General features: G+C 68.4%; 27 protein-coding genes. 12 read left to right on the forward strand and 15 right to left on the reverse strand.

Annotated features, from left to right (window positions below):
* Positions 1-27: 27 nt before the first annotated feature.
* Positions 28-345: a hypothetical protein gene (locus HNO81_RS15395; RefSeq protein WP_371818286.1), complete on the reverse strand. Its 318-nt coding sequence runs from the start codon at positions 343-345 to the stop codon at positions 28-30.
* A gap of 99 nt (positions 346-444) precedes the next feature.
* Between HNO81_RS15395 and HNO81_RS15400 the strand changes: the two genes are divergently transcribed.
* Entirely contained in the window at positions 445-1,059 is a 615-nt protein-coding gene (locus tag HNO81_RS15400; protein WP_175318982.1) for a TetR/AcrR family transcriptional regulator, read from the forward strand.
* Between the two features lie 99 nt (positions 1,060-1,158).
* Positions 1,159-2,907, forward strand: coding sequence for a pyruvate dehydrogenase (locus HNO81_RS15405; protein ID WP_175318983.1), 1,749 nt, complete (start codon positions 1,159-1,161; stop codon positions 2,905-2,907).
* A gap of 27 nt (positions 2,908-2,934) precedes the next feature.
* Here the strand turns inward: HNO81_RS15405 and HNO81_RS15410 are convergent, their stop codons facing one another.
* The 4 genes from HNO81_RS15410 to HNO81_RS15425 form a co-directional block, all read right to left on the reverse strand.
* Positions 2,935-3,792 carry a hydroxymethylpyrimidine/phosphomethylpyrimidine kinase gene (locus HNO81_RS15410; protein ID WP_175318984.1) on the reverse strand — a complete coding sequence of 286 codons (858 nt, stop codon included), beginning with the start codon at positions 3,790-3,792 and terminating at the stop codon, positions 2,935-2,937.
* Positions 3,793-3,863: 71 nt separating this feature from the next.
* The gene (locus tag HNO81_RS15415; protein ID WP_175318985.1) at positions 3,864-4,274 is read right to left on the reverse strand and encodes a hypothetical protein; all 411 of its coding nucleotides are present in this window, start codon (positions 4,272-4,274) and stop codon (positions 3,864-3,866) included.
* Complete coding sequence (locus tag HNO81_RS15420) at positions 4,271-5,182, reverse strand: TIGR01777 family oxidoreductase (protein ID WP_175319015.1); 912 nt, start codon at positions 5,180-5,182, stop codon at positions 4,271-4,273. Before HNO81_RS15420 ends, HNO81_RS15415 begins: the two co-directional genes overlap by 4 nt.
* A 27-nt stretch (positions 5,183-5,209) precedes the next feature.
* Positions 5,210-5,866, reverse strand: coding sequence for a TetR family transcriptional regulator (locus tag HNO81_RS15425; RefSeq protein WP_175318986.1), 657 nt, complete (start codon positions 5,864-5,866; stop codon positions 5,210-5,212).
* 194 nt (positions 5,867-6,060) lie between these two features.
* Between HNO81_RS15425 and HNO81_RS15430 the strand changes: the two genes are divergently transcribed.
* Entirely contained in the window at positions 6,061-6,822 is a 762-nt protein-coding gene (locus HNO81_RS15430) for a queuosine precursor transporter (RefSeq protein ID WP_175318987.1), read from the forward strand.
* A gap of 118 nt (positions 6,823-6,940) precedes the next feature.
* On the opposite strand, the gene HNO81_RS15435 is transcribed toward HNO81_RS15430, so the two are convergent.
* From HNO81_RS15435 to HNO81_RS15460, 6 genes are all read right to left on the reverse strand, one after another.
* Positions 6,941-7,690 (reverse strand): dienelactone hydrolase family protein, encoded by a 750-nt coding sequence (locus tag HNO81_RS15435; RefSeq protein WP_175318988.1) that lies wholly within the window; start codon positions 7,688-7,690, stop codon positions 6,941-6,943.
* A gap of 35 nt (positions 7,691-7,725) precedes the next feature.
* Positions 7,726-9,012, reverse strand: coding sequence for a tRNA guanosine(34) transglycosylase Tgt (gene tgt, locus HNO81_RS15440; protein WP_175318989.1), 1,287 nt, complete (start codon positions 9,010-9,012; stop codon positions 7,726-7,728).
* A gap of 54 nt (positions 9,013-9,066) precedes the next feature.
* Positions 9,067-9,795 (reverse strand): SRPBCC domain-containing protein, encoded by a 729-nt coding sequence (locus HNO81_RS15445; RefSeq protein WP_175318990.1) that lies wholly within the window; start codon positions 9,793-9,795, stop codon positions 9,067-9,069.
* Between the two features lie 82 nt (positions 9,796-9,877).
* Positions 9,878-10,909 (reverse strand): DUF6707 family protein, encoded by a 1,032-nt coding sequence (locus HNO81_RS15450; protein WP_175318991.1) that lies wholly within the window; start codon positions 10,907-10,909, stop codon positions 9,878-9,880.
* A gap of 88 nt (positions 10,910-10,997) precedes the next feature.
* On the reverse strand, positions 10,998-11,537 hold the full coding sequence (locus tag HNO81_RS15455) for an NUDIX hydrolase family protein (RefSeq protein ID WP_141158190.1): 540 nt from the start codon (positions 11,535-11,537) through the stop codon (positions 10,998-11,000).
* A gap of 9 nt (positions 11,538-11,546) precedes the next feature.
* On the reverse strand, positions 11,547-12,302 hold the full coding sequence (locus tag HNO81_RS15460) for a VOC family protein (protein WP_175319016.1): 756 nt from the start codon (positions 12,300-12,302) through the stop codon (positions 11,547-11,549).
* 105 nt (positions 12,303-12,407) lie between these two features.
* Between HNO81_RS15460 and HNO81_RS15465 the strand changes: the two genes are divergently transcribed.
* Positions 12,408-13,010: a YdeI family protein gene (locus HNO81_RS15465; protein ID WP_175318992.1), complete on the forward strand. Its 603-nt coding sequence runs from the start codon at positions 12,408-12,410 to the stop codon at positions 13,008-13,010.
* Positions 13,011-13,141: 131 nt separating this feature from the next.
* The gene (locus HNO81_RS15470) at positions 13,142-14,815 is read left to right on the forward strand and encodes a glycoside hydrolase family 32 protein (RefSeq protein WP_175318993.1); all 1,674 of its coding nucleotides are present in this window, start codon (positions 13,142-13,144) and stop codon (positions 14,813-14,815) included.
* Here HNO81_RS15470 and HNO81_RS15475 read toward each other — a convergent pair.
* On the reverse strand, positions 14,812-16,107 hold the full coding sequence (locus HNO81_RS15475; protein WP_175318994.1) for a glycoside hydrolase family 76 protein: 1,296 nt from the start codon (positions 16,105-16,107) through the stop codon (positions 14,812-14,814). The two genes, HNO81_RS15470 and HNO81_RS15475, sit on opposite strands and share 4 nt — an antisense overlap.
* A gap of 140 nt (positions 16,108-16,247) precedes the next feature.
* On the opposite strand from HNO81_RS15475, the gene HNO81_RS15480 reads away from it, so the two are divergent.
* Both HNO81_RS15480 and HNO81_RS15485 read left to right on the forward strand, forming a co-directional pair.
* Positions 16,248-17,042 (forward strand): 3-hydroxyacyl-CoA dehydrogenase, encoded by a 795-nt coding sequence (locus HNO81_RS15480; RefSeq protein ID WP_175318995.1) that lies wholly within the window; start codon positions 16,248-16,250, stop codon positions 17,040-17,042.
* The gene (locus tag HNO81_RS15485; RefSeq protein WP_175318996.1) at positions 17,039-18,244 is read left to right on the forward strand and encodes an acyl-CoA dehydrogenase family protein; all 1,206 of its coding nucleotides are present in this window, start codon (positions 17,039-17,041) and stop codon (positions 18,242-18,244) included. Before HNO81_RS15480 ends, HNO81_RS15485 begins: the two co-directional genes overlap by 4 nt.
* A gap of 12 nt (positions 18,245-18,256) precedes the next feature.
* Here the strand turns inward: HNO81_RS15485 and HNO81_RS15490 are convergent, their stop codons facing one another.
* Complete coding sequence (locus tag HNO81_RS15490; protein ID WP_175318997.1) at positions 18,257-19,096, reverse strand: DUF1684 domain-containing protein; 840 nt, start codon at positions 19,094-19,096, stop codon at positions 18,257-18,259.
* Positions 19,097-19,198: 102 nt separating this feature from the next.
* On the opposite strand from HNO81_RS15490, the gene HNO81_RS15495 reads away from it, so the two are divergent.
* The 3 genes from HNO81_RS15495 to HNO81_RS15505 all read left to right on the forward strand — a co-directional run bounded on the left by HNO81_RS15495 (position 19,199) and on the right by HNO81_RS15505 (position 23,255).
* Positions 19,199-19,897, forward strand: a complete 699-nt coding sequence (locus HNO81_RS15495) for an NADPH-dependent F420 reductase (protein ID WP_175318998.1) — start codon at positions 19,199-19,201, stop codon at positions 19,895-19,897.
* 123 nt (positions 19,898-20,020) lie between these two features.
* Positions 20,021-22,828, forward strand: a complete 2,808-nt coding sequence (gene ppc / locus HNO81_RS15500) for a phosphoenolpyruvate carboxylase (RefSeq protein ID WP_175318999.1) — start codon at positions 20,021-20,023, stop codon at positions 22,826-22,828.
* A 121-nt stretch (positions 22,829-22,949) separates the two neighbouring features.
* Positions 22,950-23,255: a hypothetical protein gene (locus HNO81_RS15505; protein WP_175319000.1), complete on the forward strand. Its 306-nt coding sequence runs from the start codon at positions 22,950-22,952 to the stop codon at positions 23,253-23,255.
* Here the strand turns inward: HNO81_RS15505 and HNO81_RS15510 are convergent.
* Together HNO81_RS15510 and HNO81_RS15515 are read right to left on the reverse strand one after the other, a co-directional pair.
* Positions 23,252-23,875, reverse strand: coding sequence for a DedA family protein (locus tag HNO81_RS15510; protein WP_175319001.1), 624 nt, complete (start codon positions 23,873-23,875; stop codon positions 23,252-23,254). The genes HNO81_RS15505 and HNO81_RS15510 overlap by 4 nt on opposite strands.
* Positions 23,876-23,981: 106 nt before the next feature.
* Positions 23,982-24,965, reverse strand: coding sequence for an RluA family pseudouridine synthase (locus HNO81_RS15515; protein WP_175319017.1), 984 nt, complete (start codon positions 24,963-24,965; stop codon positions 23,982-23,984).
* Between the two features lie 145 nt (positions 24,966-25,110).
* Here HNO81_RS15515 and HNO81_RS15520 point away from each other — a divergent pair, with 145 nt between their 5' ends.
* Together HNO81_RS15520 and HNO81_RS15525 are read left to right on the forward strand one after the other, a co-directional pair.
* Positions 25,111-25,746 carry a helix-turn-helix domain-containing protein gene (locus HNO81_RS15520; RefSeq protein ID WP_175319002.1) on the forward strand — a complete coding sequence of 212 codons (636 nt, stop codon included), beginning with the start codon at positions 25,111-25,113 and terminating at the stop codon, positions 25,744-25,746.
* Entirely contained in the window at positions 25,743-26,444 is a 702-nt protein-coding gene (locus HNO81_RS15525; protein WP_175319003.1) for an SRPBCC domain-containing protein, read from the forward strand. Before HNO81_RS15520 ends, HNO81_RS15525 begins: the two co-directional genes overlap by 4 nt.
* The last annotated feature ends 70 nt before the right edge of the window (positions 26,445-26,514 follow it).

Genomic DNA, 26,514 nt, shown 5'->3' on the forward strand with positions numbered 1-26,514 from the left:
CGTGGGCGCGGAACGCCGGGGGCACCCTTAGCGGCGGTCGCCGCGCCTGGCTGCCAGGAACCCGTGCGCGGCGAACAGCCGGGGCAGGACCACGTACACCGCGGTGGGGACCACCACCATGGTCAATCCCATGGCGCGGAAGATCGGGTGCCAGCCTTCCATCAAGGGCGCGGTGGCCATCATGCCGATGGCTACCAGCGGGAAGATGGCCAGCCACGTGATCGCCGCGCGGACGTGGATGGACGGCGCCGCGGGTGCCGGCAAGGACGCGGGAAGCGGCTGGGAACTGCACAAGGAGGCGGGCTGGCCTGCGGAGGGGGCGGCGGGCGTCGAAACGGTGTCCACGGAAACTCCAACTGATTAGTTGCTAATTGCTTGGAACGACAATAAGCCGCCAGCGTTTGCAATTGCAACTACTTGGTTGGAATTGCGTAGACTTATGTCATGGCATGGAACACGGAGCGGACCAAAGAGTTGTTGCTGGCTGCTGCCACCGAGGAATTCAGTGCCAAGGGGCTCGCCGGAGCGCGGGTGGACCGCATCGCTGCTGCCGCAGGCGTCAACAAGGAACGCATCTACCAGTACTTCGGCAAAAAGGACGAGCTGTTCGACGCCGTCCTGGCCGCCGAAATGATCCGCGTGATGACCGAGGTGCCCATCACGGGGAGCGGTCCGGAGGCATTCGGGGAATACGCCGGCCGCCTCTTTGACCGGCATACCAGCGACGGGGTCCTGCCCCGGCTCCTGTTCTGGGAGGGCCTGGAGCGGGGCGGCGAAACCGTGAGCCGGGCCACCCGGTCCGACCACTGCGCCATCAAGGTAGGCCAGGTCCTGGACGTCCTGCCGGGAATCGATCGCACGGACGCCGCGGACCTGCTGATAACCGTCGTCACCCTCTGCGACGGCTGGCCTGTCCTGCCCCAGATCGACACCCTCCTGGCGGGCGGCAGCCCGGACCGGACCACCCGGCGTCGTGCGTTCATTGTCCGGACCGCCACCCTGCTCGCGGAAGCGCTCGCGGCCGAAGCGAAAGCGGCGCCCGAAGCTGCCCTGAACTAGGCCGTCGGGGACCCGGCGGAGTGCGCCGGGAGGGCGGCGCAGGTGGGCGGACTATATTGGCCAGTGTCAACACCACCACAACAGGGGGAGTCTGCACCCATGGCCAAGGAAATTGCCACCCAGCTCATCGAACAACTCCAGGCTGCCGGCGTGCAGCGGATTTACGGGATTGTGGGGGACAGCCTCAACCCGATCGTGGACGCCGTCCGCCAGACCGGAGGCTCCGCGAAGGGCGGCATTGACTGGATCCACGTCCGCCATGAGGAAGCTGCCGCGTTTGCCGCCGCAGCCGAAGCGCAGCTCACGGGCAGGCTTGCGGTGTGCGCCGGATCCTGCGGCCCCGGTAACCTGCACCTGATCAACGGGCTCTACGACGCCAACCGCTCCGGCGCGCCCGTGCTGGCCATCGCCTCGCACATCCCCAGCAAACAGATCGGCAGCAGCTTCTTCCAGGAGACCCACCCGGACCGGCTGTTCAACGAGTGCTCGGTGTACTCGGAACTGGTCAGCACCGCGGAGCAGGCGCCGCGGGTCATGCACAGCGCCATCCAGCACGCGCTGGGTCTTGGCGGCGTGGCCGTCGTGACACTGCCGGGCGACATCGCCGGGCTGGAGGCCGCCGGTCCCACCCCGCTGCCTGCCACCTTCCGCCCCGCCAGCCTGGTCCCGGACCCGGCCAGCGTCCAGGCCCTCGCGGATGCCATCAACGAGGCCGGCAAGGTGGCCATCTTCGCCGGCGCCGGCGTGGAGGGTGCGCACAGTGAGCTGATGGCGCTCGCCGACCTCGCCAAGGCACCGGTGGGCCACTCGCTGCGCGGCAAGGACTTTGTCCAGTACGACAACCCGTTCGACATCGGCATGACCGGACTCCTGGGGTACGGTGCGGCGGCGGAGGGCATTGAGGACGCCGACCTGCTGATCCTTCTGGGCACCGACTTCCCGTACGACCAGTTCCTGCCAGACACCCGCACCGCGCAGGTGGACCGGGTGGCCCACCGGCTGGGCCGCCGGACCGACGTCGACATCGCCGTCCACGGCGACGTGCTGCCCACCCTGCGCGCACTGCTCCCGCTGGTGAAGGCGAAGAAGAGCCGCCGGTTCCTGGACCAGATGCTGAAAAAGCACGACCGGCTGATGAACAAGGCCGTGGGCGCTTACACGCGCAAGGTGGAGAAGAAGCAGCCCATCCATCCGGAATACGCGGCGTCCCTGCTGGACCAGGTGGCGGCGGAGGACGCCATCTTTACCGCGGACACGGGCATGTGCAATGTGTGGACCGCGCGGTATATCAATCCGCTGGGCACCCGCCGGCTGATCGGGTCCTTCCTGCACGGCTCCATGGCCAACGCGCTGCCGCATGCCATCGGCGCCCAGCTGGCGTACCCTGGCCGGCAGGTTATCTCGGTCTCCGGCGACGGCGGCCTGTCCATGCTGCTGGGCGAGCTCATCACTGCCGCCGCCTACAAGCTGCCGGTCAACGTGGTGGTGTTCAACAACTCCACGCTGGGCATGGTCAAGCTGGAGATGCTGGTGGACGGGCTGCCCGACTTCGGCGTGGACGTCCCGGACGCCAACTACGCGGCCGTGGCACAGGCGCTGGGCTTCCACGCGGTGCGGGTCACCGATCCTTCGCAGATCGAGGCGGCGTACCGGGAAGCGTTCGCGCACCCCGGCCCGTCCCTGGTGGAGCTCATCACCGACCCCAATGCGCTGTCCATCCCGCCGAAAATCTCAGGCTCCCAGGTGCTCGGTTTCGCCACCGCCATGTCCAAGGTGGTGCTGAACCGCGGCGCGGGCGAGGCCGTGAGCATGGCACGCAGCAACCTGCGCAACATCCCCCGGCGCTAGGACGACGGCGGCAGGGCGGCTTCGGCGCTAGCGGGCGCCGCCCTGCCACAGGGCATCGAACGGAGCGCCGGAGGCAACGCGGTTGCGGATGCCGGCGGTGACGAACTCCTTGGCGGTCCGGGCCGCGTCCAGCGGCGTGGCCCCCTTGGCCAGTTCCGCCGTCACGGCGGCGGCGAGGGAGCAGCCGGCGCCGGACACGGCCACCTCGCCCACCTTCGGGGCGCTTAGGACTTCGAGGGTCTCACCGTCGTAGAAGACGTCGACGGCGTCCGGGCCTTCCAGCCGCACCCCGCCCTTGGCCAGGACGGCCGCGCCGCTGAGTTCGTGGATGCGGACGGCAGCGGCCTTCAGCGACTCCACATCCTTGATCTCCAGCCCGGACAACGACTCAGCCTCGAAGTGGTTGGGCGTGACGAACGTGGCCAGCGGCAGGATCTGGGCCTTCAGGGCCTGGTCCGTGTCCAGTGCGTGCCCCGGCTCCTGGCCCTTGCAGATCAGTACCGGGTCCAGCACCACGTTGGTGAAGCTGTTCTCCTGCAGGGCCCCGGCCACGGTGCTAATGGTGGCCGGGCTGCCCAGCATGCCGATCTTCACCGTGTCCAACGCCGAAGGCGCGCCCGACGCCGGGCCGTAGGCCGCCGTCGTGGCCTCCAACTGGTCCGCAATCACCTGCTGGTCCAGCGGCACGAACCGGTGGTTCCAGCTGTCCTTGGGGTCGAAGGACACGATGCAGGTGAGGTTGGCGATGCCGAAAACGCCGAGTTCCTGAAAAGTCTTCAGGTCGGCCTGCGCACCGGCGCCGCCGGTGGCTTCGGAGCCGGCAATGGTGAGGACGACGGCGGGACTTGCGGCGGGCAGCGTTGCGTCAGGGGTTGCGGAAGTCATGCACCCATCCTGCCACCCGGGGTCGGACGCTTTCCATGTGACTCCGTACAGCGGCCGCGGGTGCCCGCTGGTCAGGGTTCCAGCGGTGGGCCGGGCTCCTGCGCAGCAACGTGTTCCGGCGCAGGTGCGTCATGGATGGTGACGAGGCCGGACACGGCTGCCCGCCCCAGCGCCGCGGAGAATCCTGTCCATAGGACCGTGCCCCACATGGCAGCCCAGTGGCTCCCCGTGATGAACATGAGCGTCAGCATGCCGGTGGCCAGCCCGGCCACGCCGATGGCCAGGACGTGCAGCAGTTGGTTGCGGACGGGACGCATGCAGATCCCGGCAGCCAGTGCCAGGGGCATTCCAAGAAGCATCGCTGAGAGCGTTCCGTAGATGTAGCCGGGAACGCCCAGGGGGAACCCGAAGACCAGGACGGTGAGGAACGCACCGGGAAGGAACGCTCCGGGGCCGAAGGTGACGCGGAGCGGGCGGGTCATCTCCGGCCCTTGGCGATCTGCAGCAGCGCCCGCCCCAGCTCCGGCTCGCTGTAGACGAAGCCCGCGTCAAGAAGTTTCCGCGGCTGGACCCACCGGCTCTTGAGTACCAGCTCGGTCTCCGTGCGGATCAGGACGGCACCTGCCCGGAGGAGCCATGCGGGGGTGGGGAGTCCGAAGCGTGCCCCGTAGGCCCGGCGCACCAGGCGCATCATTTCCCTGTTGCTGACCACGTCCGGCGATGCCACGTTGACCGGTCCGGTGATATCGGTCCGCGCGTGCAGGAAGCGGATGCTGCGGTAGAGGTCCTCAACGTGGATCCAGCTGAACTTCTGTCCGCCGTCGCCCATGTGGCCGCCCAGCCCCAGCCGCGCCAGGTTGGCAAACGGCGCCAGCGCACCGCCGCCGCGGCCCAGCACGATGGCGATCCGCAGCGGGATCTTCCGGGTGGCCGGCGTCGTGGCTGCCTCGAGGGCCGCCTCCCAGGCCTTGGCCACGTCCACGGAGAACCCGGAGCCTAGCCCGCCGTCAGCTTCGGACTGGGGGCGGTCCCTGGCATCGCGGTAGATGGTGCCCGTGCTGGCATTCAGCCAGGTCGACGGCGGTGCGGTGCACTGCCCGATGGCCCGCCCCAGCGCCTGGGTAGTGGCCACGCGGGAGTCCATGATCACGGCCTTGTTCCGCTGGTTGTAGCGGCAGGACACGGAGCGTCCGGCGAGGTTCGCCACGAGGGAGGCTCCGTTGAGCACCCGGACCATGCCGTCGCCGTCGTCCCATGCCGCCGCGGAACTGCCGGTTGCCGTGCGTCCAATGGTGCGCACGGTCCATCCGTCTTCCTGGAACCGCCGGCGAAGATACGTGCCGATGAAGCCGGAAGCCCCTGCCAGCACAACGGTTTTCACGGTGTCCATCTTTTCCCCCAATTGTTCGTTCATTGCCTAGCTGCGAATGCTGCGGCTCAGGTCCAGGACGTCGTCAAGCACCTTGCTGACGCCCGGGATGCGTGCCAGAGAGAGCCCCCGGGCCACCAGGGGAGCCGCGCCGTCCACCAGTTTCCTGGTCCGCCGCTGGCCTTCAGAGGTGTCATAAACCCAGAACAGGGTGACGCCCATGTAGCAGAGCCACAACAGTTCCGGCAGGTCGGCCCGTAGCTTCCTGGGTGCGGCGGGTTTGGCCCCCTCCACGGTGCGCCGAAAGATGTCCAGGGACGCCTCCCGCGCGGGCGTGGACCCTGCCGAAAAAGGGTTCACCGGTGACGTGGGCCGGATCGCGGTAGCCACGAAGTCCGCGCCGAACCGGTGGTAGGGGGCCATGACGTCCAGGCCGGCGTGCAGTGTGGCCTTCAGGCGTTCAGCCAGGGCGGCCGTCCCTTCCAGCGCTTCCGAGGTCAGCGCCGCGTGCTCCGCCTGGACCTGGATGTACAGCTCATGAACCAGGTCATCCTTGGACGCGAAGTAGTAGTAGGCGTTGCCCACGGAGACCCCTGCCTCCGCGGCGATGGCGCGCATGGTGGTCTTCTCGAAGCCCACCTCGCGGAACATGCGCAGCGCGACGTCAGCCACCCGCTGCCTGGTCTGTTCGCTCTTGGCCGCCACGGCGCCTCCCCTTTATTGAACGTGTTCAAAAAAAGCATGCCACAAAGTTGAACGTGTTCAAACTCCTCGGCGAAGGGCCGGTCTGCCGCCCGGCGAAGAGTGGAGGACGCCGCCAAATGCGACAATGACCCGAGTGCTAATACAACCGGCAGCCCACTCCGGGCCCCGGCCAACCACTTCTGAACGGATCCCCCATGCCCCCTGCAACAGGACACAGCGCAGCGCCCGAAACCGCCCGGCCGGCTTCCACCGCCTCCCCAGCCCGATACGCAGCCATCGGCTCGCCCTACTTCGGGATCATGCTGGCGGGCATGGCGGTGGTGCTGATCCTGTCCAACATTGGAGCGTCCAAAGGGGTGGCATTCGGTCCCATCGTCACCGACGGCGGCTTCTTCCTCTTCCCGCTCGCGTACATCCTGGGCGACGTGATCAGTGAGGTGTACGGCTTCAAGGTGGCCCGCAAGGCCATTATCACCACTTTCGCGCTGTCCGTCTTCGCGTCCCTCTGTTACTGGGTGGTCATTGCGCTGCCCGGGTTTGATGACGAGTACAGTGCCGCCAAGCAGTCCGCCCTGGAAGGCGCCCTTGGCCCCGTGCCGCAGATCGTGCTGGCCTCCCTGCTGGCATTCCTGGCCGGGCAAACCATCAACTCCTGGATCCTGGTCCGGATGAAGGCACGCACCGGCGAAAAATCCCTGTGGGCACGGCTCATGGGCTCCTCGGGTGCCGGTGAGTTTGTGGACACCCTGATCTTCTGCAGCATCGCCGCGCCCGTCGTCGGGATCGCGGACCCGGGCAGCTTCGTGAACTACGTGCTGGTGGGCTTCGTCTACAAGACCCTGGTGGAGTTCCTTTTCGTTCCCGTGACCTCGCTGGCCATCAACTGGATCAAGCGGCGCGAGCCCAGTTACGGCGCCCCAGCCCGGCCCGCGGAAGAGGTGACCAGTGCCGCGTAGCTGCCGCCCTGCGTCGTACGTTCCCACTCCGTCCCGAACTCGCCGGAACCCGTCACGTTCGCCGGGACGTTCCGGCGATCCGGCACCTTTCCGGCGGGTTCGACGGCGGTCCGCCGGGTCAGCCCTTCAGGGTCCCGTCCAGCAGGGCGCGCAGTTCCTCGAAGTGCCGCTCCGTGGCTTCCGGGTGGAACGCCGAGGTGTCCGCCATGGAATAGCCGTGCGGAGCACCGGCATAGATCGCGTTCGTTGCCTCAAGTCCCGCAGCCGTGAGCGCATCGCCCAGCCGGGCTACGGCGTCGGGGCCCATGCTGGGATCGTGATCGGCGTGCCCGAAGACGAACCGTGCCCGCGCGTTGCCAAGCGCCAGGTGCGGGCTGTCCGGATCCTCCGTTGCCAGCCCGCCGCCGTGGAAACCGCCGCACGCTGCAACCACCTCCGGGTGCGAGGTGGCGGTGCGGACGGCGAGCCGGGCGCCCATGCAGTAGCCGGTGGTCCCGATGGGGCCGGGCGCCACGTCGTCGAGCGCGGCCAGGGCGGAAACCCAGGCATCAATGTCCGGCAGCGCCTTGTCCGGTGTCAGCCGCCCAACGCGAGGGAAGGCAGCCTTGCCCGCGGCTTCCCGGCCATCCGGGGACGTCATGTCGCCCGCAGGGGCCAGCTCGGCGACTGTTCCTTCCCGGTAAAACACATTGGGGGCCAGCACCACGTAGCCCCAGTCGGCAATGCGCTGGGCCATCTCCTGGATGCGGGGGCGCAGGCCGAATGCATCCATGTAGAGGATGACGCCGGGGAACGGGCCGGTTCCGGTGGACGGGCGGGCCACCAGGGCCTCTGCGGTGCCTGCTGCGGCAGCGATTTCGATGGCCATGGGGACACCCTACCGGAGCCGCCTTGGAGCGATGCTCAGGAGTAGTACCGGCCCAGGGTCGCTGCCTTGAAGTCGAAGAAGGTGCCGGACTCGATGGCCAGCCGGGCATCGTCCACCATCTTCACCACGAACCGCTCGTTGTGGATGGAGATCAGGGTGGCGGACACCATTTCCTTGGCCTTGAACAGGTGGTGGATGTACGCCCGCGAGTAGTTGGTGCAGGTGTAGCAGTCGCAGCCGTCCTGCAGCGGCCCGAAGTCGCGCTTGTACTTGGCGCCGGAGAGGTTGAACCGGCCTTCCGGGGTGTAGAAGGCGGAGTTCCGGGCCACCCGGGTGGGGGAGACGCAGTCGAAGGTGTCGGCGCCGTTTTCGATGGCCGTGAAGATGTCGTCCGGTTCGGAAATGCCCAGCAGGTGCCGTGGCTTGTCCTCCGGAAGTTCCTCGTTGCACCAGCGCACGATGGTGCCCAGGTTTTCCTTCTCCAGCGCCCCGCCAATGCCGAACCCGTCGAACGGCATGGCGCCAAGGTCGCGGCAGGCCTTCCGGCGCAGGTCCTCATACTGGGCGCCCTGGATCACGCCGAACAGGGCCTGGTACGGCTTGGCCGCCCGCTTCTCCGTCAGGCGGAAGTGTTCCTCGATGCAGCGTTCCGCCCACAGACGGGTGCGCTCCAGCGATTCCTCCTGGTACCGCCGGGAGTTCTGCAGGGTGGTGAGCTCGTCGAACGCGAACATGATGTCTGCACCGATCTGGTGCTGGACCTGCATGGAGATCTCGGGGGAGAAACGGTGCCGGTCACCGTTCAGGTGGGACTTGAACCAGACGCCGTCGTCGTCGATGTGTGCCAGGCGTTCCTTGCCGGGAGCCACGGCGTCATCGGGCCCGGAGGCATCCACGGATTTCATGTCGATGACCTTCTTGAACCCGGAGCCCAGGCTCATCACCTGGAATCCGCCGGAATCGGTGAAGGTGGGGCCGGGCCAGTTCATGAAGGCACCCAGGCCGCCGGCTTCGTCCAGGATGTCCGGGCCCGGCTGCAGGTAAAGGTGGTAGGCGTTGGCCAGCAGTGCCTGCGCGCCCAGGTCCGCCATGGACTCCGGGAGGACGGCCTTGACCGTGGCTTTGGTTCCGACGGCGATGAAGGCCGGCGTCTGGATCTCACCGTGCGGGGTGGTGATGGTGCCGGTGCGGCCCAGGAATTCCCCGCCGTTCCCGGTTACCTGCGCTGCCGACGGCGGGCAGGACTCCGAAAGGCGGGTGCCTACAGTGAAGGAGAACTGGGACCGGGTTTCAGGCAGGGCGAAGGCGGGGTTGGCAGGCACCGTACCAGTGTGCCAGCAAACCGCCCAGGGCCTGTAAAGCCGGGCCCGGATGCCTCAGCTGGCCGGTTCCGATGACGGGTAGTTCGAAGCCTGCCAGGAATCCCAGGATTGCCGGATGGCATCGACGGCGCCGGCGCCGAGATCGTAGGTGGAGGCGATTACGAACGAGCCATCACCTTCCGCGCGGACGTCCTTGATGGCGGGGTGGTCGGCCACCACCAGCAGCCCCTCGCCGTGTTCGGCGTAGTTGTGCACTGTAAGCCCCACCTGGTGGCTGGTCCGGTACCAGACCTTGCCGCTGATTTCCTCGCCGGTGCCGAGCGTCAGCTGGTAGGGCTCGCCCGGCGCGGGAAGGTCGGAGAGGCCCAGCTTCTCAATGGCGGAGCCGTTGCCCCCGGTCAGGTGGAGGAACAGGGTGTGACGTTTGCCGTGCGGGTGGCGTTCCAGGGCGAACCGCAGCTGCTGCAGGAAGGTCAGCCAGCCCTGGGTGATGTCCTCGTCCCAGGCAGCCCACTCGGAGTCGTGGTCCACGGCGCCGCGGGTGACGCTGACCCGTGTCCCGCCGGCTTCCGGGTGAAGCTCGAACGTGTCCCCGCCGTGCACGGTAAGGCTGGTATGGTCCGGGGCTTCCTGAACATCGCCGGAGAAGTAGATCTCCTTGATTTCTGACTCCAGGTCCTCGGCCTGCCAGCCATGCCACTGGGCCACCCTGGACGGTTCGCGCAGCATGGTCCAGACCTGCGGCGCGTCGGCGTTGATCACTACGCTGAGATTGTTGGTCATAGCCCCGAATGTACGCCCCGGACAGGGCCCCGGGTAGGGGTAATTTCCCGCGGCCGGGAGCCGCGGGAACGCGGCACGGCGGTCAGGAGCGGACAGCCTCCAGCTCGTTGCTGATGCGCCGTTCGAGCTCGGACATCCCAATGGTTTCCGAGCCGCCGTGCGCCCGCAGGAACAGCAGCGACTCCAGCCGCAGCAGCCGCCATTCACGCTCAGCGTCGTGGTTGGAGTTGTCGATGGAGCGGAAGATTTCCTTGTCGTACAGGTTGGGCTCGTTCAGCGAGCGCTGCCGAACCTTGGCCGCCATGCGTGCCTTGAACGGGTCCGTCTCCTGGTTTTCCGGGGTGCGGATCAGCTTCTCGTACACTTCCGCGCGCTCGTTCTGGCCGTCCTGCCGGCAGATGTAACTGGCCAGTGCCAGGGAGGCTTCCACCGAGGTCCACCGGCCCGGGTTTCCGTCATAGGGCAGCACGGTGATGAGGTCCGCCACGGACAGTGCGCCGTCGGCGTCCTTGAGGGTGACGAACAGTTCGTGCGCCAGGTCGCTGAGGTCCTTCAGGCAGCTTCCCGACTTGAAGTTGACGCCCTTGGAGAGCCTGTCGGCCAGGAGCAGGACGCCCTCCGCATCAGCGTGCGCTTCCGCTGCGGCCTCCACCACGGATTCGGGGGTGCCGGCCGGCGCGGGGATCAGCGCCAGTTCTTCCTCGCTGGGCCCGGTCACCGCTGGCGGTGCCGGGGGGAGGGGAGGGACGACGACGGCGGGCGCCACGTTGAGGGGACCGGTCCCGGCGCCGGGCTGCTCCTGCCGCGCGTCCCTGGGTGCGCCGGTTTCAACCGGTGCCGTGGGCTCCGGGAGGTTGGCAGGCAACGGAAGCTGGGTGACGTCGTCGTGCGCGCCGTGCACCACCGTGACCATGGTGCCGATGGCCACCCGCAGCGTTCCGCCGCCTGAGAGGCTGGCCAGCACAAGTGCCGGTGAGCCGAAGTCGTCGTGCTCAAGCTCCACCTGGTCGATTTCGGCAGTGCGCCGGCCGTCGGGGAGGAGGATGTGGCTGCCGGTGGTCAGAGATCCAGCCTGCTGTTCACTGTGGTGCCTGGCGGCTGGTGATTCGGTCATGGGAGTCCTTAAGTTCTCTTGCGGTCCGCCCTACAGTCTACAAAGGCGGGCACTCAAAACCGGGGACCCCCACGTCCCGGCGGGGTGGCTAGAAACCCACGCCCGCAAACGCCAGTGCCTGCCGGATGAGTCCGCCGCGGCCGCCGGAGAATTCCATCTGGACGCCGGGGCTGAGGACTTCCTCAGGGGTCATCCAGGTCAGTTCCAGGGCGTCCTGGCGCGGCTCGCATTCACCGGTCACCGGGATGACGTAGGCCAGGGATACGGCGTGTTGCCGCTCGTCGGTGAAACCTGTCTGGGACGGTGCGGGGAAGTATTCGGCCACCGTGAACGGCACGGGGCTCAGCGGCAGCTGCGGGAACGCCAGGGGGCCCAGGTCCTTTTCCATGTGCCGCAGGAGCGCGGCGCGGATGGTTTCGCGGTAGATGACACGGCCGGACACCAGCGAGCGCACCATGGTCCCGTCCGCGTCCGCCTGCAGCAGCGTGCCCACCTCATTGACGTATCCCAGCGGGTCCAGCCGGACCGGGACCGCCTCGACGTACACCATGGGCAGCCGCCCCCGTGCCTCAAAGAGGTCTTCTTCGGAGAGCCAGCCGGGATTCGGGTCAGGTGTGCGCACGTTCATGCTTAAGTTCTACCCCATGGGGCGCCGCTGGGAGATCCATACCGTGGCGGGCGCGTTGGGGCTGCCGGCATCGGGATTGGCAACGTGGAGGGTACTTCCGAACGCCTCTTCGGTGACGCTGGCGGTGATGCCGGCGGCGGCGAGGCGCTCCTGCAGCGGCTCCAGGCCGCCGTCGTATTCGAATCCCAGCCCTGACCTGGACGCTCCGGTGGCCGGCCGCACCAGGAGGACGCCGCCGTTCTTGGCCGTGAAGTCCGCGGTCTCGTCGTTGTCCGGGACGGGGCGTGGGCGGGCACCAATATGCAGCAGCGTGCGCACGGCCCCTTCCGGATCGGCGGTGTACCAGACGGCGACGACCGCCAGGCCGGGATCGGCGTCGGAGCGCTGGTCAACCTGGGCGGCCTTGTCCGCCAGGAAGCTGAAGCCGTCCGGCGCGCTGATCCGGCAGGCGTCACCGTGGTCTGCCGTGACCAGTTCGGCCGGACCGCCGCCGCCCGTGCCCGCTTCCTGTGGTGCGCCCTCCTCCCGGGCGGACAGGTTGGTGCGGCGCGCGAACTCGGCCACGTCGCCCACCTCCACCGCAAACTCTGTCCTGCCGTCCTGGCCTGACCCGGCCTCTGCAGGGTGAAGCGCCACCCGGCCCGCCGCCGCGTCGAAAACCTGCCACCCGCCGTCGTCCTCGGTTTGCACCATCCCCAAGGCGGTGAGGAGCTTCTTCCAGGACTCGGTGCGCGAGGTGAAATGGACAGGGCGGACTCGGAGCATGGCGTTGTCCTCAGGTGGCGGATGGGTCTGTAGGGCCATGATGCCACGTGGAATTGTTCTGCACAGGGGGCTTGTGGCCCGGGATTCCCCGGGCAGAATTAGGCCATGGCCAATGAGCTTGAGGAACTGTTGCTGCCCGACGCCGCCGCCTGGCGTGCCTGGCTGGAAGAGAACCACGGCACCAGTCCGGGCGTGTGGCTGGTGCTGCACAAGAAGGGCGGCACGGTGACGGCCCTTGATTATGCTGCGGCCCTGGACGAGGCCCTGTGCTTTGGCTGGATCGACGGGCAGGGCAGGCGCCGGGACAGCGGGAGCGTGTTCCAGCGGATGACGCCGCGGCGCCCGCGGAGCATCTGGTCCGCCCGGAACGTGGGGCACATTGCGCGGCTGGAGGAAGCCGGAAAGATGACCGGGGCCGGACGGGCCGCTGTGGCGGCGGCCAAAGCGGACGGCCGCTGGGAAGCGGCCTACGGCGGGCAGGCCGACCTCGTGGTGCCCGACGACCTGGCTGCTGCCATCGCGGCCAACCCGGCGGCCCAGGCCACCTTCGAGGTCCTGACGAAAACCAACCTGTTCGCCCTGGTGTTCAGGACCAATTCGGCGAAGCAGGCGGCCACCCGGGAACGCAGGATCGCCGGGTTCGTGGACATGCTGGCGCGGGGCGAGACTCCCTACCCGCAGAAACGGCGCCCCGCGGGCGAGGGCTAGTCCCAACTGTGTGACGCGCGGGATTCGGCTCCCGGCCGGCCGGCCGGTAAAATTGACGTTCACTTGCGCTGGTGCCGTTCCCCGAACCCGGGGAACGGCACTTGTGCGTTCAGCGAGGGATTGACGCCACCATGCCCCCCAAATTTCCCGTAGTCGTTATGGCCGCTTTCCGGCGCCGCCCCATGGTCTGGGCCCTGGCCGCCGCCACAGTACTGGTTCTGGCAGGGGTGCTGGTGCTGTGCGGCACCAGCCAGCAGGGTGACGGGCAGCGCGGAGCCCCGGACGCCGGAACCGGGCAGGGCGGAACGGGCCAACCCGCTGAGCCGCCTGCCGCCGGCCCCGGCTCCGCTGACGAGGCCGGCTACCGGCCCGCGTACCACCTCACCCCGGACCAGCACTGGATGAACGATCCGCAGCGGCCTTTCTTCCTCGATGGCCTGTGGCATTACTACTACCTCTACAACGCCGACTACCCGGACGGGAACGGCACCGAGTGGTTCCTCGCCACCAGCACGGACCTGGTGCACTGGAAGAACGAAGGGGTGGCCATTCCCAAGTTCCGCACCGGCCTGGGCGACATTGAAACCGGCTCCGCCGTGGTGGACGCCGAGGGGACCGCCGGATTTGGCAAGGGGACCGTGATCGCCGTCCTCACCCAGCAGCACGACGGTGTCCAGCGCCAGTCCCTGTTCTACTCCACCGACAAGGGTTACAGCTTCCAGGCCTACGGGCAGAACCCCGTGATGGAGAACCCCGGCGCCGAGCACTGGCGGGACCCGCGGATCGTGCGGGATGAGGCCAACAACCAGTGGCTGATGCTCCTCGCGGAGGGGCACAAGATCGGCTTCTACACCTCGCCTGACCTGAAAAAGTGGACGTACGTCTCCGCTTTCGAGCAGGAGGGGCTGGGGATCCTGGAGTGCCCGGACTTCTTCCAGTTGGACCTCGACGGCGACCCCGCCAGGCGCACCTGGGTCCTGGCAGCGAGCGCCAACGGATCCGCGGAGGGCCGCACCACCGGGCTGGCCTACTGGACCGGCAGCTTCGACGGCAAGGCCTTCGCCCCGGAGGGCGGCCACCAGTGGCTCGACGGCGGGCCGGACTTTTACGCGGCCGTCACCTGGGATGACCCGCGGCTGGACGATGCGCAGCGGACGGCGTCCCGGCACGCCATCGGCTGGATGAACAACTGGGCCTACGCCCGGAACCTCCCCACCGACGGCTGGTACGGGGCCGCCTCCGTGGTGCGGGATATCCGGCTGGCGTCCGACGGCGGCCGGCCGGCCCTGGTGTCCTCGCCCACGGCCGCGCTCCAGTCCCTGGAAGGGGCGCCAGTGCAGGTGCCCGGCGGGAGCATTGGTGACGGCCTGGCCCTCCCGGTTCCGGACAGCGGCGCCTTCAAGGCCGACGTCGAGCTGGCCAGGCCCGCGGACGGGACGGGGGAAGCGCGGCTGCTGCTGCAAAGCGGCGGCACCACCTACGCCACGGTGGGCTACGATTTCGCGGCCGGCCGGGCCTTCGTGGACCGCGGCGGCGATGCGGTGGCCGGCGGGAGCGGCCTGGCCGGCCGGGCGGACGCCGCCGGCGACTACCGGAAGGAGCGTTGGGTGGATGCCCCGCCGGCCGGGGACACCGTCCGGCTCACCGTCTACGTGGACCGGTCCTCCGTGGAGGTCTTCGTGGCCGGCCGGACCCTGACAGCCCTGGCGTTTCCACCGGCCGGTCCCAGGGAGGCACGGCTGGTGGCTGATGGCCCGGTATCGCTCAAGGGCGGCACCGTCACGCCGCTGGCCGGTATCCGCTAGGAACCGGCTGCGGCGGTGACGGCCGCGGCGGCCTCCAGCGCCATCCACGCCTGCAGCTGGGTGGAGAGTTCGACGGCGGCGCCCGGCGGATACGTCGCGGCCGCCGGCTGGGCGGCGTGCAGGGAGAAGATGCTGGTGCCTTCCCGGGCCTTTGCCTCGCCGGCATCGACGGCGCGCCTGCCGGACCAGAACGCTTCGGCGGTGCCGGTTACCAGCCGGGCAGCCGTGGCGCGGGTGGCTCCGGGAAGCCGCTGGTCTGCCGCGGCGAGGGCCAGGTAACGGCAGAGGATCCCGGTGAAGAGGCCGCCGTCGCCCGTTCCTTCACAGCGCAGCACCGCACCACCGGGGCCGGCGCCGGCGCCGGGGCCGGAACTGTCAGCCGGGACGGTCAGCAGCCGCTCCACGGCGTCCACCAGGACCGCGGCCCGGGCCAGGTTCGCCCCGCCGCCCAACTCCAGGAGCGCGCCCAGTACCGGGCCCTGGTTGTAGGTGTACACCGCCCGCTCCAACACCACCTCGCCGGCGGGATTCAGGCGGGCGCCGTCAAGGTAAAGGGCCTGGTCCGTGTCAAAGAGCGTGGCGTCCAGCCAGTCCAGCAGTGCCTGGGCCTTGGCGTGCTGGCCGGTGCGGGCATAGAACAAAGCCACCGGCGCCGTGGCAGGCGTGTTCTTGAAATCCCGTTTCTTGCTCCAGAACGTCCCGCCGCCCAGGTCATCGGTGCAGGCGGCGTCGAACTGCAGCGCCAGCGATGCACGGACCACGGCGTTGCGGCGGCGGCCTGGACGTCGTGTCTCCTCGGCCAGCCTGTCCAAGCGGAGCGTTGCCAGTGCCAGCCACGCCATGTCGTCGTAGTAGCTGTTGACGAACGTCAGGGCGTTGCGGAGCCTGACCCCGGTGACCAGGCGTGAGGCCAGGTGTCCTGCGCTGGGCCGGTCCGGGCCGTTAAACCGGGCTGCCGGGGTGGCTCCGCCGCCAAGTTCCCGCCGTCCGGCGTCCACCAGGCAGTCAACGTAGTGCGCCTGCCACCAGTAGTGCCAGGGGAGGGCCAGGGACGCGGCGGGCCGCAGCCGGCGGAGCGCGGCGCGCCATCGTGGCCCGGCGTGGTTGCCAGGCTCCTGCCCCGGCGTTGGGAGCGTGGGCTGTCCGGCCGGGCGCCTGCCCTGCCACAGCACTGCGCCGAGGTGGGTTCCAGGCAGGAACAGCAGTTTCCGGCCGAACAGGGAGGTTACGGACCGGGCCGCGTGGTTCGCCCTGTCCTGCCAGGCGGTCAAGGAGGTGCTGCTGGACGTCATGCCGTCCACCCTAACCGTGCCGCGGGTGCCAGGGACTGCAGCGTGCGGGGTGAGTGCGGCGGCGCCGAATTTCAGTTAACATTCATTAACTGTTGCTCGGGGCCGCGCCGCGGCATGGGGACGCACATCAAGGAGGATGGATGGACATCAAAGGCAGCGTTGCACTGGTGACAGGCGGGGCGTCCGGACTGGGGGCAGCCACAGCCCGGCGATTGTTCGACGACGGCGCATCCGTCGTGCTCGTTGACCTGCCGTCCTCAGGCGGCCAGGCAATGGCTGACGAACTCAACGCCCGCGCCGCAACCGGCCAGTCCGCCGTCTTTGCCCCCGCAGACGTGACCAGCGAGGCCGACGTCCGGGCCGCCGTCGGGACCGCCGCGGGGCTGGGACCGCTTCGGATCGTGGTGAACTGCGCAGGGATTGCCACCCCCGGAAAAGTCCTGGGACGGGAGGGCGTGCTGCCGCTGGAAACATTCAGCAAGGTCATCCAGGTCAACCTGATCGGGACCTTCAACGTCCTGCGCCTGGCGGCCGAAGCCATGGTGGCCACCGAGCCCGCCGCCACCGCGCTGGGCGGACCCGAACGCGGCGTCATCATCAACACCGCCTCCGTTGCGGCCTTCGACGGGCAGATCGGCCAGCCCGCGTATTCCGCCTCCAAGGGCGCGGTGGCTGCCATGACGCTGCCCATCGCCCGCGAGCTGGCGCGCTCGCTGGTCCGGGTGGTCACCATCGCCCCGGGCATCTTCGAGACCCCCATGATGGCCGGCCTGCCGCAGGAAGCGCAGGACTCCCTCGGGGCCCAGGTTCCGCACCCTTCCCGGCTGGGCCGCCCCGCTGAATACGCCAACCTGGTGGCGCACATCGTGGACAACGCCATGCTGAACGGCGAAACCATCCGCCTGGACGGCGCCATCCGGATGGGACCGAAATGAGTGCGCCGGATGCCGGGCAGCTGCCGGCTGCGGACTTCTTCGCCGTCGAAGCAATGCTGGACCAGGCTGAACGGGCCAAGCTCGCCGAGCTGCGGGAGTTCCTCGCCGCCGAGGTGGCCCCCTATGCCGGCGACTGGTGGAACAAGGCAGAGTTTCCGGCCCACATCCTGCCCAAGCTGGCCGCACTGGAGCTGAGCACGCCGGTCCACCGCGGCTACAGCCACCTCTTCGCCGGGCTGGTCATCGCCGAGATCACCCGCGTGGACACCTCCCTGGCCACGTTCTTCCTGGTCCACCACGACCTCTTCGTCGAATCGCTGCACACTTTCGGTACGGAGGACCAGAAGCAGCGGCTGCTGGCCGATGCTTCGGAGCTGCGCACCACGGGTGCCTTCGCGCTGACCGAGCCCCTGCACGGCTCCGACGTGGCCGGCGGCCTGGAGACCCGCGCCCGGCGGATCAACGCCACCACGGGAGAAGCGGACGACGCCGGCGACACCTGGGTGCTGAACGGCGCCAAGCGCTGGATCGGCAACGGGACGTTCTGCGACTACATGCTGGTGTGGGCCCGGGACGAGGCCGACGGGTCGGTGCGCGGCTTCATCGTGGACGCCACCCTGCCGGGTGTCAGCCGGAGCAGGATCGAGAACAAGATCGCCCTGCGCACCGTCCAGAACGCGGACATTGTCTTCGAGGATGTCCGGGTGGCCGAGGCGGACCGCTTCGCCGGAATCAGCAGCTTCGAGGACACCAAGGAACTGCTCCGCAGCTCGCGGATCATGGTGGCATGGCAGGCGGTGGGCCAGCAGCTGGCGGCCTTCGACGTTGCCCGGCAGTATGCCGTGGAGCGGCAGCAGTTCGGCAGGCCGCTGGCGCACTTCCAGTTGATCCAGCAGCAGCTGGTCACCATGCTGGGTAACGCCGTGGCCGGCCTGTCCATGATGGCCGGCATCGCCAGGCTGCAGGAGGAGGGCGCCGCCAACATGCCCCAGGTGGCCCTGGCGAAGTCCTACCTCAGCGCCCGCATGCGCGAAACCGTGGCGCTGGGCCGCTCCATCCTGGGCGGCAACGGGATTGTTACCGACTACCGGATGGCCAAGATCTTCGCGGACGCCGAGGCCATCTATACGTACGAGGGCTCGTTCGAGGTCAACACCCTGATCGTGGGGAGGGCCATCACCGGAATCTCCGCAATCTCCTAGGCTTTCCAGGCATTAGGCGGGGTACGGCTCCTTCTCGCCCGCCTCCACCCGGAGGTCCAGGCTGTTGTTCTTCACGGGCATGGGGCAGGTGCCGTAGGGGGTGAAGGCACTGGGGTAGTTGATGGCGCGGTTGAAGTCCAACACCACGGAGCCGTCCGGCCGCGGCCTGGGGATGGAGAGTTTCCGCCACTCATCGGTGGTATCGCCGTTGGTTTCGTCATGGAACGTGACGGTGAGGGCGCCGAGCCTTTCTTCCTCCGCCTGGAGCCGGAACTCGTGGCTGCTGCCCGGGAGGCGGAAAACCACCTCGCCCACGCTGCGGTGCACGCCGTCAACCAGGGGATTCGCCGTGACGATCGGCACCTCCACCGGCTCCGGATAGGGCTCGAACCGTCCGGTGACTTCCCAGTCCGGGTTGTACGGATAGGTGGGTACGCCGTCGAATTCGGTGAAAACCGGTGATGACGCATCCCGGGTGCGGATCGCGTACCGGCCGCCACGCATGGCCAGTTCCACCACCACCCGGTCCCCGCCGGGGCCGCCGAACTGCACCCACATCAGCGACTCCTCGTCCGCCAGGACAGCGGAGATGGTGCCATCCACCGGGGCGCCCGTCTCCACCAGCGTGAGCCCGTCCGACGGGACCGCGGTGAGGAACGCCGTCGTTCCCGCAGCATCCGTGGACCACAGGCCAGGGGCCAGGTCGACGGCGGCCGGCGCGTCCTCCAGCCACTGGAAGGAGGTGAGGGTGAGCCAGCCGTGCGGCGTCGCCAGGGCCTTGTTGCGGTTGGTGCGGAAGCGCTGCCAACGCTCCACCCTGGCGGCGGAAACTGGGGCTGGGGTGGTGGTCATGGGTCCTTCCGGTTGCGTCTGGCCCCCGCTATAACGGCCGGGCGGGCAGGTTCATTCCTCCGCGGTCCTTGTCCTGCACGGCACAGGGAGTAGCGTTCTGCCATGGAGATCGCAGTTCTTGGCACCGGCACTGTTGGGCGCACGCTGGCGGCAGCATTCAGCGCCTTGGGGCATGGGGTGGTCCTGGGCACCCGGGACCCCGGCGCAACCGCCGGCCGAGCCGGCCCCGGTCCGATGGGCGGCACGCCCTTCCGCGAATGGCAGGCGGGGCATGCCGGCATCGGCCTGGAAACGTTCGCGGAGGCAGCCGGCCGCAGCGCCCTGGTGGTCAATGCCACCAACGGCGCCGGGTCCCTGGCCGCCCTGGCGGCCGCCGGCGCGGCTGCGCTCGAGGGAAAGGTCCTGGTGGACGTCGCCAACCCCCTGGACTTCTCGCACGGCATGCCCCCGCTGCTGGACCCGGTCAACGCGGACAGCCTGGGGGAGCAGATCCAGCGGGCATTTCCCGGTGCCAAGGTGGTGAAGACACTCAACACCATGAACGCGGGCATCATGGTGGATCCGGGCAGGCTGGCGAACGCAGACCACTCTGTGTTCCTGTCCGGGGACGACGCCGCAGCCAAGGAAACCGTCAGCGGCCTCCTCAGGGAACTGGGGCACCGCGACATCATCGACCTCGGGGACATCACCACCGCCCGGGGCGCCGAAATGGTGCTGCCCTTGTGGCTGCGGCTGTTCGGCGCGCTGGGAACCCCGAACTTCAACTTCAAGATCGTCCGCGGCGGCCAGGGGGCTCCGTGACATCTTGTGAGACGGATTCCACTGAGCCGCGGGTCCGGGGGTAGCATCTCTAGCTAGTAACGTGGCTCACAGTATCCAGCGCAGTGTACGAGCCAAGTCCAAATCACTCGAAAGATTGTTTCAATGGCTCACACTGCAACACCTCCCGAAACCGATCTTGCCTCCGAACTGCGCGCGGACGTCAGGCGTGTGTCCACCCTGCTGGGCGAATCCCTGGTCCGCCAGCAGGGGCCGGAGCTCCTGGACCTTGTGGAGCAGGTCCGGCTCCTGACCAAGGAATCCAAGGAAGCCGCGCGTGGCGGTGCGGATGCCACAGGCCCCTGGAGCGCGCACGACGTCGTTGCCCAGGTCCGCGAACTCCTCGGCTCCCTGCCCATCGAGCAGGCCACGGACCTGGTGCGGGCCTTTGCCTTCTACTTCCACCTGGCCAACGCCGCCGAACAGGTCCACCGCGTCCGCGGCCTGCGGAGCCGCGCCGAGAAGGACGGCTGGCTGGCCAAGACCGTGGCGGACATTGCCGCGCAGGCCGGTCCGGACGTCCTGCAGGAAGTGGTCAACGGCCTGGACGTGCGGCCCATCTTTACCGCCCACCCCACCGAGGCGTCACGCCGGTCCGTCCTGGACAAGATCCGCAAGCTCTCCGACGTCCTGTCCCAGCCCACCGCCGAAGGGTCCACCGGCCGCCGCCGGCAGGACCGCCAGCTGGCAGAGATCATCGACCAGATGTGGCAGACCGACGAGCTGCGCCAGGTCCGGCCCACCCCCGTGGATGAGGCGCGGAACGCCATCTACTACCTGGGCGGCATCCTCACGGACGCCATGCCGGAAATGCTGTCCGAGCTCTCCGAGCTGCTGGGCGAACACGGCGTCACCCTTGCCTCCAAGGACGCCCCCATCCGGTTCGGCTCCTGGATCGGCGGCGACCGCGACGGCAACCCAAACGTCACCGCGGCGGTCACCCGCGAAATCCTGCAGATCCAGAACCAAAGCGCCATCCGGATCAGCATCGGGATGATCGACGAACTGATCTCCATCCTGTCCAACTCCACGGCCCTGGCAGGTGCGGACCAGCCGCTCCTGGAGTCCATCGACGAGGACCTGAAGAAGCTGCCGGGGCTGGACAAGCGGGTCCTGGAGCTGAATGCCCAGGAGCCGTACCGGCTAAAGCTCACCTGCATCAAGGCCAAGCTCATCAACACGGGCAAGCGAGTGTCCGCCAACTCCAACCACGAGCACGGACGGGACTACAGCGGCACCGAGGAACTCATGGCAGACCTCAACCTGCTGGAGCTCTCGCTCCGCAACCATTCCGCGGCCCTGGCTGCGGACGGTTCCCTGGCCCGCGTCCGCCGCGCCATTGCCTCCTTCGGCCTGCACCTGGCCACCCTGGACATCCGCGAACACGCCGACCACCACCACGACGCCGTGGGGCAGCTGATGGACCGGATCGGCGGCCCGGGCCTGCGCTACGCCGAGCTGAGCCGCGAGGAACGCTTTGAGGTGCTCGGCTCCGAGCTGGCTTCCCGCCGGCCCCTGTCCGGCCACCCGATCAAGCTCGACGGCGCCGCCGACGGCACCTACGACGTCTTCCGCGAGATCCGCAGGGCCCTGCGCATGTACGGCCCGGACGTCATCGAGACCTACATCATCTCCATGACCCGCGGCGCGGACGATGTCCTGGCTGCCGCCGTCCTGGCGCGCGAAGCCGGCCTGGTGAACCTGTTCGGCGACAAGCCCTACGCCAAGCTGGGCTTCGCGCCGCTGCTGGAAACGGTGGAGGAACTGCGGGCCTCGGCCGAGATCGTCGACCAGCTGCTCTCCGATCCGTCCTACCGAGAGCTGGTGCGCCTGCGCGGCGACATCCAGGAAGTGATGCTGGGCTACTCGGACTCCAACAAGGAATCCGGCGTGATGACCAGCCAGTGGGAGATCCACAAGACCCAGCGCAAGCTGCGCGACGTCGCCGCCAAGCACGGGGTCCGCGTCCGCCTGTTCCACGGCCGGGGCGGCTCCGTAGGCCGCGGCGGGGGGCCCACTTACGACGCCATCCTGGCCCAGCCCAACGGTGTCCTGGAAGGCGAAATCAAATTCACCGAGCAGGGCGAGGTCATCTCGGACAAGTACTCCCTGCCGGAGCTGGCCCGCGAAAACCTGGAGCTGTCCCTGGCCGCCGTGCTGCAGGGGTCCGCCCTGCACAGGAACCCGCGGACCTCCGAGGACCAGCGCGAGCGGTACGGCCACGTCATGGAAGCCATCTCGGACGCGGCGTTTGACCGCTACCGGAAGCTGATCGACCACCCGGACCTGCCCGCCTACTTCATGGCCTCCACCCCGGTGGAGCAGTTGGGCTCCCTGAATATCGGTTCCCGCCCGTCCAAGCGTCCGGACTCCGGCGCCGGCCTGGGCGGCCTGCGCGCGATCCCGTGGGTATTCGGCTGGACCCAGTCCCGGCAGATCGTGCCCGGCTGGTTCGGCGTGGGCTCAGGCCTCAAGGCCGCCCGCGAAGCCGGGCACTCGGCCCAGCTGGTGGAGATGATCGAGCACTGGAACTTCTTCAAGTCCGTGCTGTCCAACGTCGAGATGACGCTCGCCAAGACGGACATGGATATCGCCGGCTACTACGTGTCCACCCTGGTCCCGGAGGAACTTCACCACCTGTTCCGCACCATCCGGGAAGAGTACGAACTCACTGTGGCCGAGGTGCGGAAGCTCACCGGCGAGAACATCCTCCTGGACGCCCAGCCCACGCTGAAGCGGTCCCTGGAGATCCGCGACCAGTACCTGGACCCCATCAGTTACCTGCAGGTGGAACTCCTGCGCCGCATCCGCACCGAAGCCGGAATCAGCGGGGCAGAGATCGACGAACGCCTCCAGCGGGCCATGCTGATCACCGTCAACGGGGTGGCGGCCGGCCTCCGCAACACCGGGTAGAAACGCCCGCTCACTTCTGGCCGCTTTTCCTCAAACGCCCGCTCACTTTCTTTGGGAAAGTGAGCGGGCGTTTGGGTATTAAGCGCAAGATCTGAGCGGGCGTTTCGATAGGGTTGGAAGCATGCCTTCCTTCCAGACCCGCCTCAAGATCACCGGGCTTAGGCCGGGCAATGCGCCCGAGTCCGTCATGGACGCGGCAGTGGAGGCGCTGGGCACCCGCCACCATGTGGAGGCGCACCAGCTGCAGATCGCCGGCGGCGTCCCGCAGTTGAACCTGCGTTTCCTCGTGGAGCCGGGCGAATACGGCGGCGAGAACCGCCAGGCGGTGGAATCGGCAGCCATGATGCGCGACGCCGTCGAACGCGTTGCGCTGACGGGTTCACTCAGCGTGCTGCGGCGCAGCCGCGGCAAGTGGCTGCCCGTCTAGCCGGCGTCGGGGAGGGGCTCCTCCTCCACCGGGGACCGGTCGCCGCGGCGCCGGGTGACCAGGATGCCCACGACGGCGCCGATTACCAGGCCCACCGCCACGCCAATGAGGGAGCTGGCCCAGAACGGCAGCCTGGTGGTTGACCCGGTGAAGTAGCCCAGGCCCACCAGCCAGCAGGCCCACAGCACCGCACCCAGCCCCGCGCAGAGGCTGAAGCCGCGGATGGAAACGTTGGCCACACCGGACGCCGCCGACGTGGCAAGCCGTCCGCCGGGGATGAACCTGGCGCCGATGATGGTGCCGTACGTTGAGGAGCGGCCGGCCTTGGCCAGCGCCGCGTGGATGCCGCTGTGGACCCGCCGTCCCCACTTCCAACGGTCCAGGACATGGCTCAGCCGGCGGCGGAAGAGGTGGAACACCACCATGTCGCCGAGCCATGACGCCACGGCGGCGAGCAGCAGGACCAGGAACACGTTGGCCCGGCCCTCCGCGGACAGGGCCCCTCCGGTGATCACCAGCATCTCGGAGGGGATGGGCGGAAAAATGGCATCGCCGATTACCACGGGGATGACCCAGAAGTAGAGGGCCGTCCCCCAGCTGTCAACGCTGCCGAAGTCCATTGCCACAAGGTACCGCACTTGGGAAACCGGCGGCGTAGGGATCCCGGTTCTGCAGCGGGACGTTACGCGGCGGACTGGAGCCGGTGGTCAGGGACGGGCCTGGGATTCAGGGGCGTGCCTGGGCCGCTTCGCTGAGTTCCAGGCTGCTGCGGTACTCCACGGGCTTGCCCGAGACAGGGTCGACGAACCTGATGCCGCGCGCCAGGAGCTGGAGCGGCCGGGCGTAGTCGTCCGGGGCCTTGTCCAGCAGTTCCGGGTAGAAGGAGTCGTTCACGATCCCCAGCCCCAGCGAGGCCATGTGCACCCGCAGCTGGTGGGTCTTGCCGGTGTGCGGTTCAAGCCGGTACCGGGCCAGGCGCTGGGCTGTACCCATGGCGACTGTACCGGTGCCGCCGGCACTTGCCGGTGCGCCCGCGTCGAACGTTTCCAGCCGCTCAATCCTGGTTTCCGCGTTCGGCTCGCCGTCCACCACCTCCGCCAGCAGGTAGCTGCGCGACTTGGTCATGCGGTTGCGGACCACCACGGGAAAGTCGACGGCGGGGTGCCCGGGCGCGGGTTCGGCGGCAGAGACGCACTCGTACTCCTTTTGCACCTGCCGCTTCTCGAAGAGGACCTGGTACTTCCCGCGGGTTTCCGGGGTGGTGGAGAACAGCAGGACGCCGGCGGTCATGCGGTCCAGCCGGTGCATGGGGATCAGGTCCGGCAGTTCCAGCTGGTTCCGGAGGCGGACCAGGGCGGACTCCTGGATATAGGTGCCGCCCGGGGTGGTGGGCAGGAAGTGCGGCTTGTCCACCACCAGCAGGTGGTGGTCCTGGTGCAGGATACTCAGTTCCACCGGCAGGCGCGTTTCCGGCGGGAGCGTGCGGTAATACCAAATGAAGGTGTGGGCCTCGAGCTTCGTGTGCCGGTCCAGGGGGACGCCGCCCTCGCCGACGATCTCGCCGGCGTCGAACCTGTCCTCGATGCCCTGCGGATCGATGTGGCCCCAGCGGTGCATCATGTAGTCCATCGCCGTTTCCCACGGACCCTCGTCCGGAAGCCGCAGCCGCGTGGCGTTGACGCCGTCGCGGACGGGGAGGGGGGATTGCATCACCGGTCCATTCTACCGGCGCTGCTCCGGCCTCTCTGGCCCGCTGCCTGCCGCCGGGCTCGGTGCCAACCAATCGGCACCGTTTGCCAAACCGACGATAAAAAAGTTCTTGACAATAAAAGTTGTCGGTAGTCAGACTGGAAGCATGCAGGACATCGCCGTCATAGAAGACCCGGCCGCCGCCGAAGCATCCCTGGACCCCATCCGAACCCGGATCCTGCGGGAGCTGGTGCAGCCGGCCTCTGCCACGCAGCTGGCGGTGCGGATCGGCCTGCCACGGCAGAAAGTGAACTACCACCTCAAGGCGCTGGAGCGGCACGGCCTGGTGGAACTGGTGGAGGAGCGGCGCAAGGGCAACGTCACCGAACGGGTCCTGCAGGCCACTGCCGCGTCCTACCTCATCTCGCCGTCGGCGCTCTCCGCCGTGTCCCCGGACCCGGTCCGCTTCGTCGACCGCTTCTCGGCCTTCTGGCTGTTGGCACTCGCCGGGCGGATGGTGCAGGAGGTGGGGAAGCTCATCGCAGGCGCCGCCCATGCCCGGCAGAAGCTGGCCACCTTCGCGATCGACGGCGACATCACCTTCCGCACGGCGGCGGACAGGGCCGCGTTCGCCGAGGAGCTCGGTGCCGAGGTCACCCGGCTGGTGGAGAAGTACCACGACGCCGGCGGCTCGCCCCACGGCCGGCGGCACCGGCTTGTGGTGGCGCTGCATCCGGCACTCAAAGAACTCAATGCCCCCACGGCAACCAACGAAACAGCAGGCAAGGAGCAGGACACATGAGCGACAAGCGGGACTTCGAGATCGTCCAGGACACCGAACTGCCCGGCACCCCCGAGCGGGTATGGGAAGCCGTCACCAACGGAACACCGGCGTGGATGTTCCCCACGGACCAGTGGCCGGACGTCAAAACCGTGGAGGAATACCCCCGCCACCTGGTGTCCAGGATGGACGGGCCGGACGGCTGGTTCAACCAGCTGGAACATGTGCTGGAGCCCCTGGATGGCGGCCGCGCCCGGCTCCACTACGTCCACAGCGGCATCTTCGCGGACAACTGGGACCAGCAGTACGACGGCGCCAGCCGCCACACCGAGTTCTACCTGCACACCCTGGGCCAGTACCTGCGGTACTTCGACGGCCGCCCCGTGGTGTTCACCGACATCCAGGCCCCGGCGGCATCCCAGGCGGCGGACGGCGTCACCCGGCTTCGTGGGGCATTGGGCATTGATTCCGCAGAGTCCGTGGGGCAGGGCGGCGCCATCGATGTGGAGCTCGACGGCGTGGGGCGGCTTAGCGGCGAGGTGGACTTCGCGAACGAGCACTTCCTGGGCATCCGCACTGCAGACGCCCTGTACCGGTTCTTCGGCCGCAACGCCTGGGGTGCCCCCGTGGGCATGACGGTGCACGATTTCAGCGGCGCCGGCGACGCGGAGGCCACCGCCAAGGCCTGGGGCGGTTTCCTGGAGCGCGTGTACGGGTAGCTCCCGCATCCCGGTCCGCGCCCAGCTCGCCGGAGCGGTGCGGGGTCGGCGTCTCTTTCCGGCGGTTTCG

Origin of the sequence: Pseudarthrobacter sp. C4D7, from assembly GCF_013359725.1 — a bacterium.
Lineage (GTDB): Bacteria > Actinomycetota > Actinomycetes > Actinomycetales > Micrococcaceae > Arthrobacter.

What these genes read in the sequence shown, in the direction of transcription:
- HNO81_RS15400 (WP_175318982.1), top strand. Translation starts at nt 445, where the DNA reads ATGGCATGGAACACGGAGCGGACCAAAGAGTTGTTGCTGGCTGCTGCC.
- HNO81_RS15405 (WP_175318983.1), top strand. Translation starts at nt 1,159, where the DNA reads ATGGCCAAGGAAATTGCCACCCAGCTCATCGAACAACTCCAGGCTGCC.
- HNO81_RS15410 (WP_175318984.1), bottom strand. Translation starts at nt 3,792, where the DNA reads ATGACTTCCGCAACCCCTGACGCAACGCTGCCCGCCGCAAGTCCCGCC.
- HNO81_RS15415 (WP_175318985.1), bottom strand. Translation starts at nt 4,274, where the DNA reads ATGACCCGCCCGCTCCGCGTCACCTTCGGCCCCGGAGCGTTCCTTCCC.
- HNO81_RS15420 (WP_175319015.1), bottom strand. Translation starts at nt 5,182, where the DNA reads ATGGACACCGTGAAAACCGTTGTGCTGGCAGGGGCTTCCGGCTTCATC.
- HNO81_RS15430 (WP_175318987.1), top strand. Translation starts at nt 6,061, where the DNA reads ATGCCCCCTGCAACAGGACACAGCGCAGCGCCCGAAACCGCCCGGCCG.
- HNO81_RS15435 (WP_175318988.1), bottom strand. Translation starts at nt 7,690, where the DNA reads ATGGCCATCGAAATCGCTGCCGCAGCAGGCACCGCAGAGGCCCTGGTG.
- HNO81_RS15445 (WP_175318990.1), bottom strand. Translation starts at nt 9,795, where the DNA reads ATGACCAACAATCTCAGCGTAGTGATCAACGCCGACGCGCCGCAGGTC.
- HNO81_RS15450 (WP_175318991.1), bottom strand. Translation starts at nt 10,909, where the DNA reads ATGACCGAATCACCAGCCGCCAGGCACCACAGTGAACAGCAGGCTGGA.
- HNO81_RS15455 (WP_141158190.1), bottom strand. Translation starts at nt 11,537, where the DNA reads ATGAACGTGCGCACACCTGACCCGAATCCCGGCTGGCTCTCCGAAGAA.
- HNO81_RS15460 (WP_175319016.1), bottom strand. Translation starts at nt 12,302, where the DNA reads ATGCTCCGAGTCCGCCCTGTCCATTTCACCTCGCGCACCGAGTCCTGG.
- HNO81_RS15465 (WP_175318992.1), top strand. Translation starts at nt 12,408, where the DNA reads ATGGCCAATGAGCTTGAGGAACTGTTGCTGCCCGACGCCGCCGCCTGG.
- HNO81_RS15470 (WP_175318993.1), top strand. Translation starts at nt 13,142, where the DNA reads ATGCCCCCCAAATTTCCCGTAGTCGTTATGGCCGCTTTCCGGCGCCGC.
- HNO81_RS15475 (WP_175318994.1), bottom strand. Translation starts at nt 16,107, where the DNA reads ATGACGTCCAGCAGCACCTCCTTGACCGCCTGGCAGGACAGGGCGAAC.
- HNO81_RS15480 (WP_175318995.1), top strand. Translation starts at nt 16,248, where the DNA reads ATGGACATCAAAGGCAGCGTTGCACTGGTGACAGGCGGGGCGTCCGGA.
- HNO81_RS15485 (WP_175318996.1), top strand. Translation starts at nt 17,039, where the DNA reads ATGAGTGCGCCGGATGCCGGGCAGCTGCCGGCTGCGGACTTCTTCGCC.
- HNO81_RS15490 (WP_175318997.1), bottom strand. Translation starts at nt 19,096, where the DNA reads ATGACCACCACCCCAGCCCCAGTTTCCGCCGCCAGGGTGGAGCGTTGG.
- HNO81_RS15495 (WP_175318998.1), top strand. Translation starts at nt 19,199, where the DNA reads ATGGAGATCGCAGTTCTTGGCACCGGCACTGTTGGGCGCACGCTGGCG.
- ppc (WP_175318999.1), top strand. Translation starts at nt 20,021, where the DNA reads ATGGCTCACACTGCAACACCTCCCGAAACCGATCTTGCCTCCGAACTG.
- HNO81_RS15505 (WP_175319000.1), top strand. Translation starts at nt 22,950, where the DNA reads ATGCCTTCCTTCCAGACCCGCCTCAAGATCACCGGGCTTAGGCCGGGC.
- HNO81_RS15510 (WP_175319001.1), bottom strand. Translation starts at nt 23,875, where the DNA reads ATGGACTTCGGCAGCGTTGACAGCTGGGGGACGGCCCTCTACTTCTGG.
- HNO81_RS15515 (WP_175319017.1), bottom strand. Translation starts at nt 24,965, where the DNA reads ATGCAATCCCCCCTCCCCGTCCGCGACGGCGTCAACGCCACGCGGCTG.
- HNO81_RS15520 (WP_175319002.1), top strand. Translation starts at nt 25,111, where the DNA reads ATGCAGGACATCGCCGTCATAGAAGACCCGGCCGCCGCCGAAGCATCC.
- HNO81_RS15525 (WP_175319003.1), top strand. Translation starts at nt 25,743, where the DNA reads ATGAGCGACAAGCGGGACTTCGAGATCGTCCAGGACACCGAACTGCCC.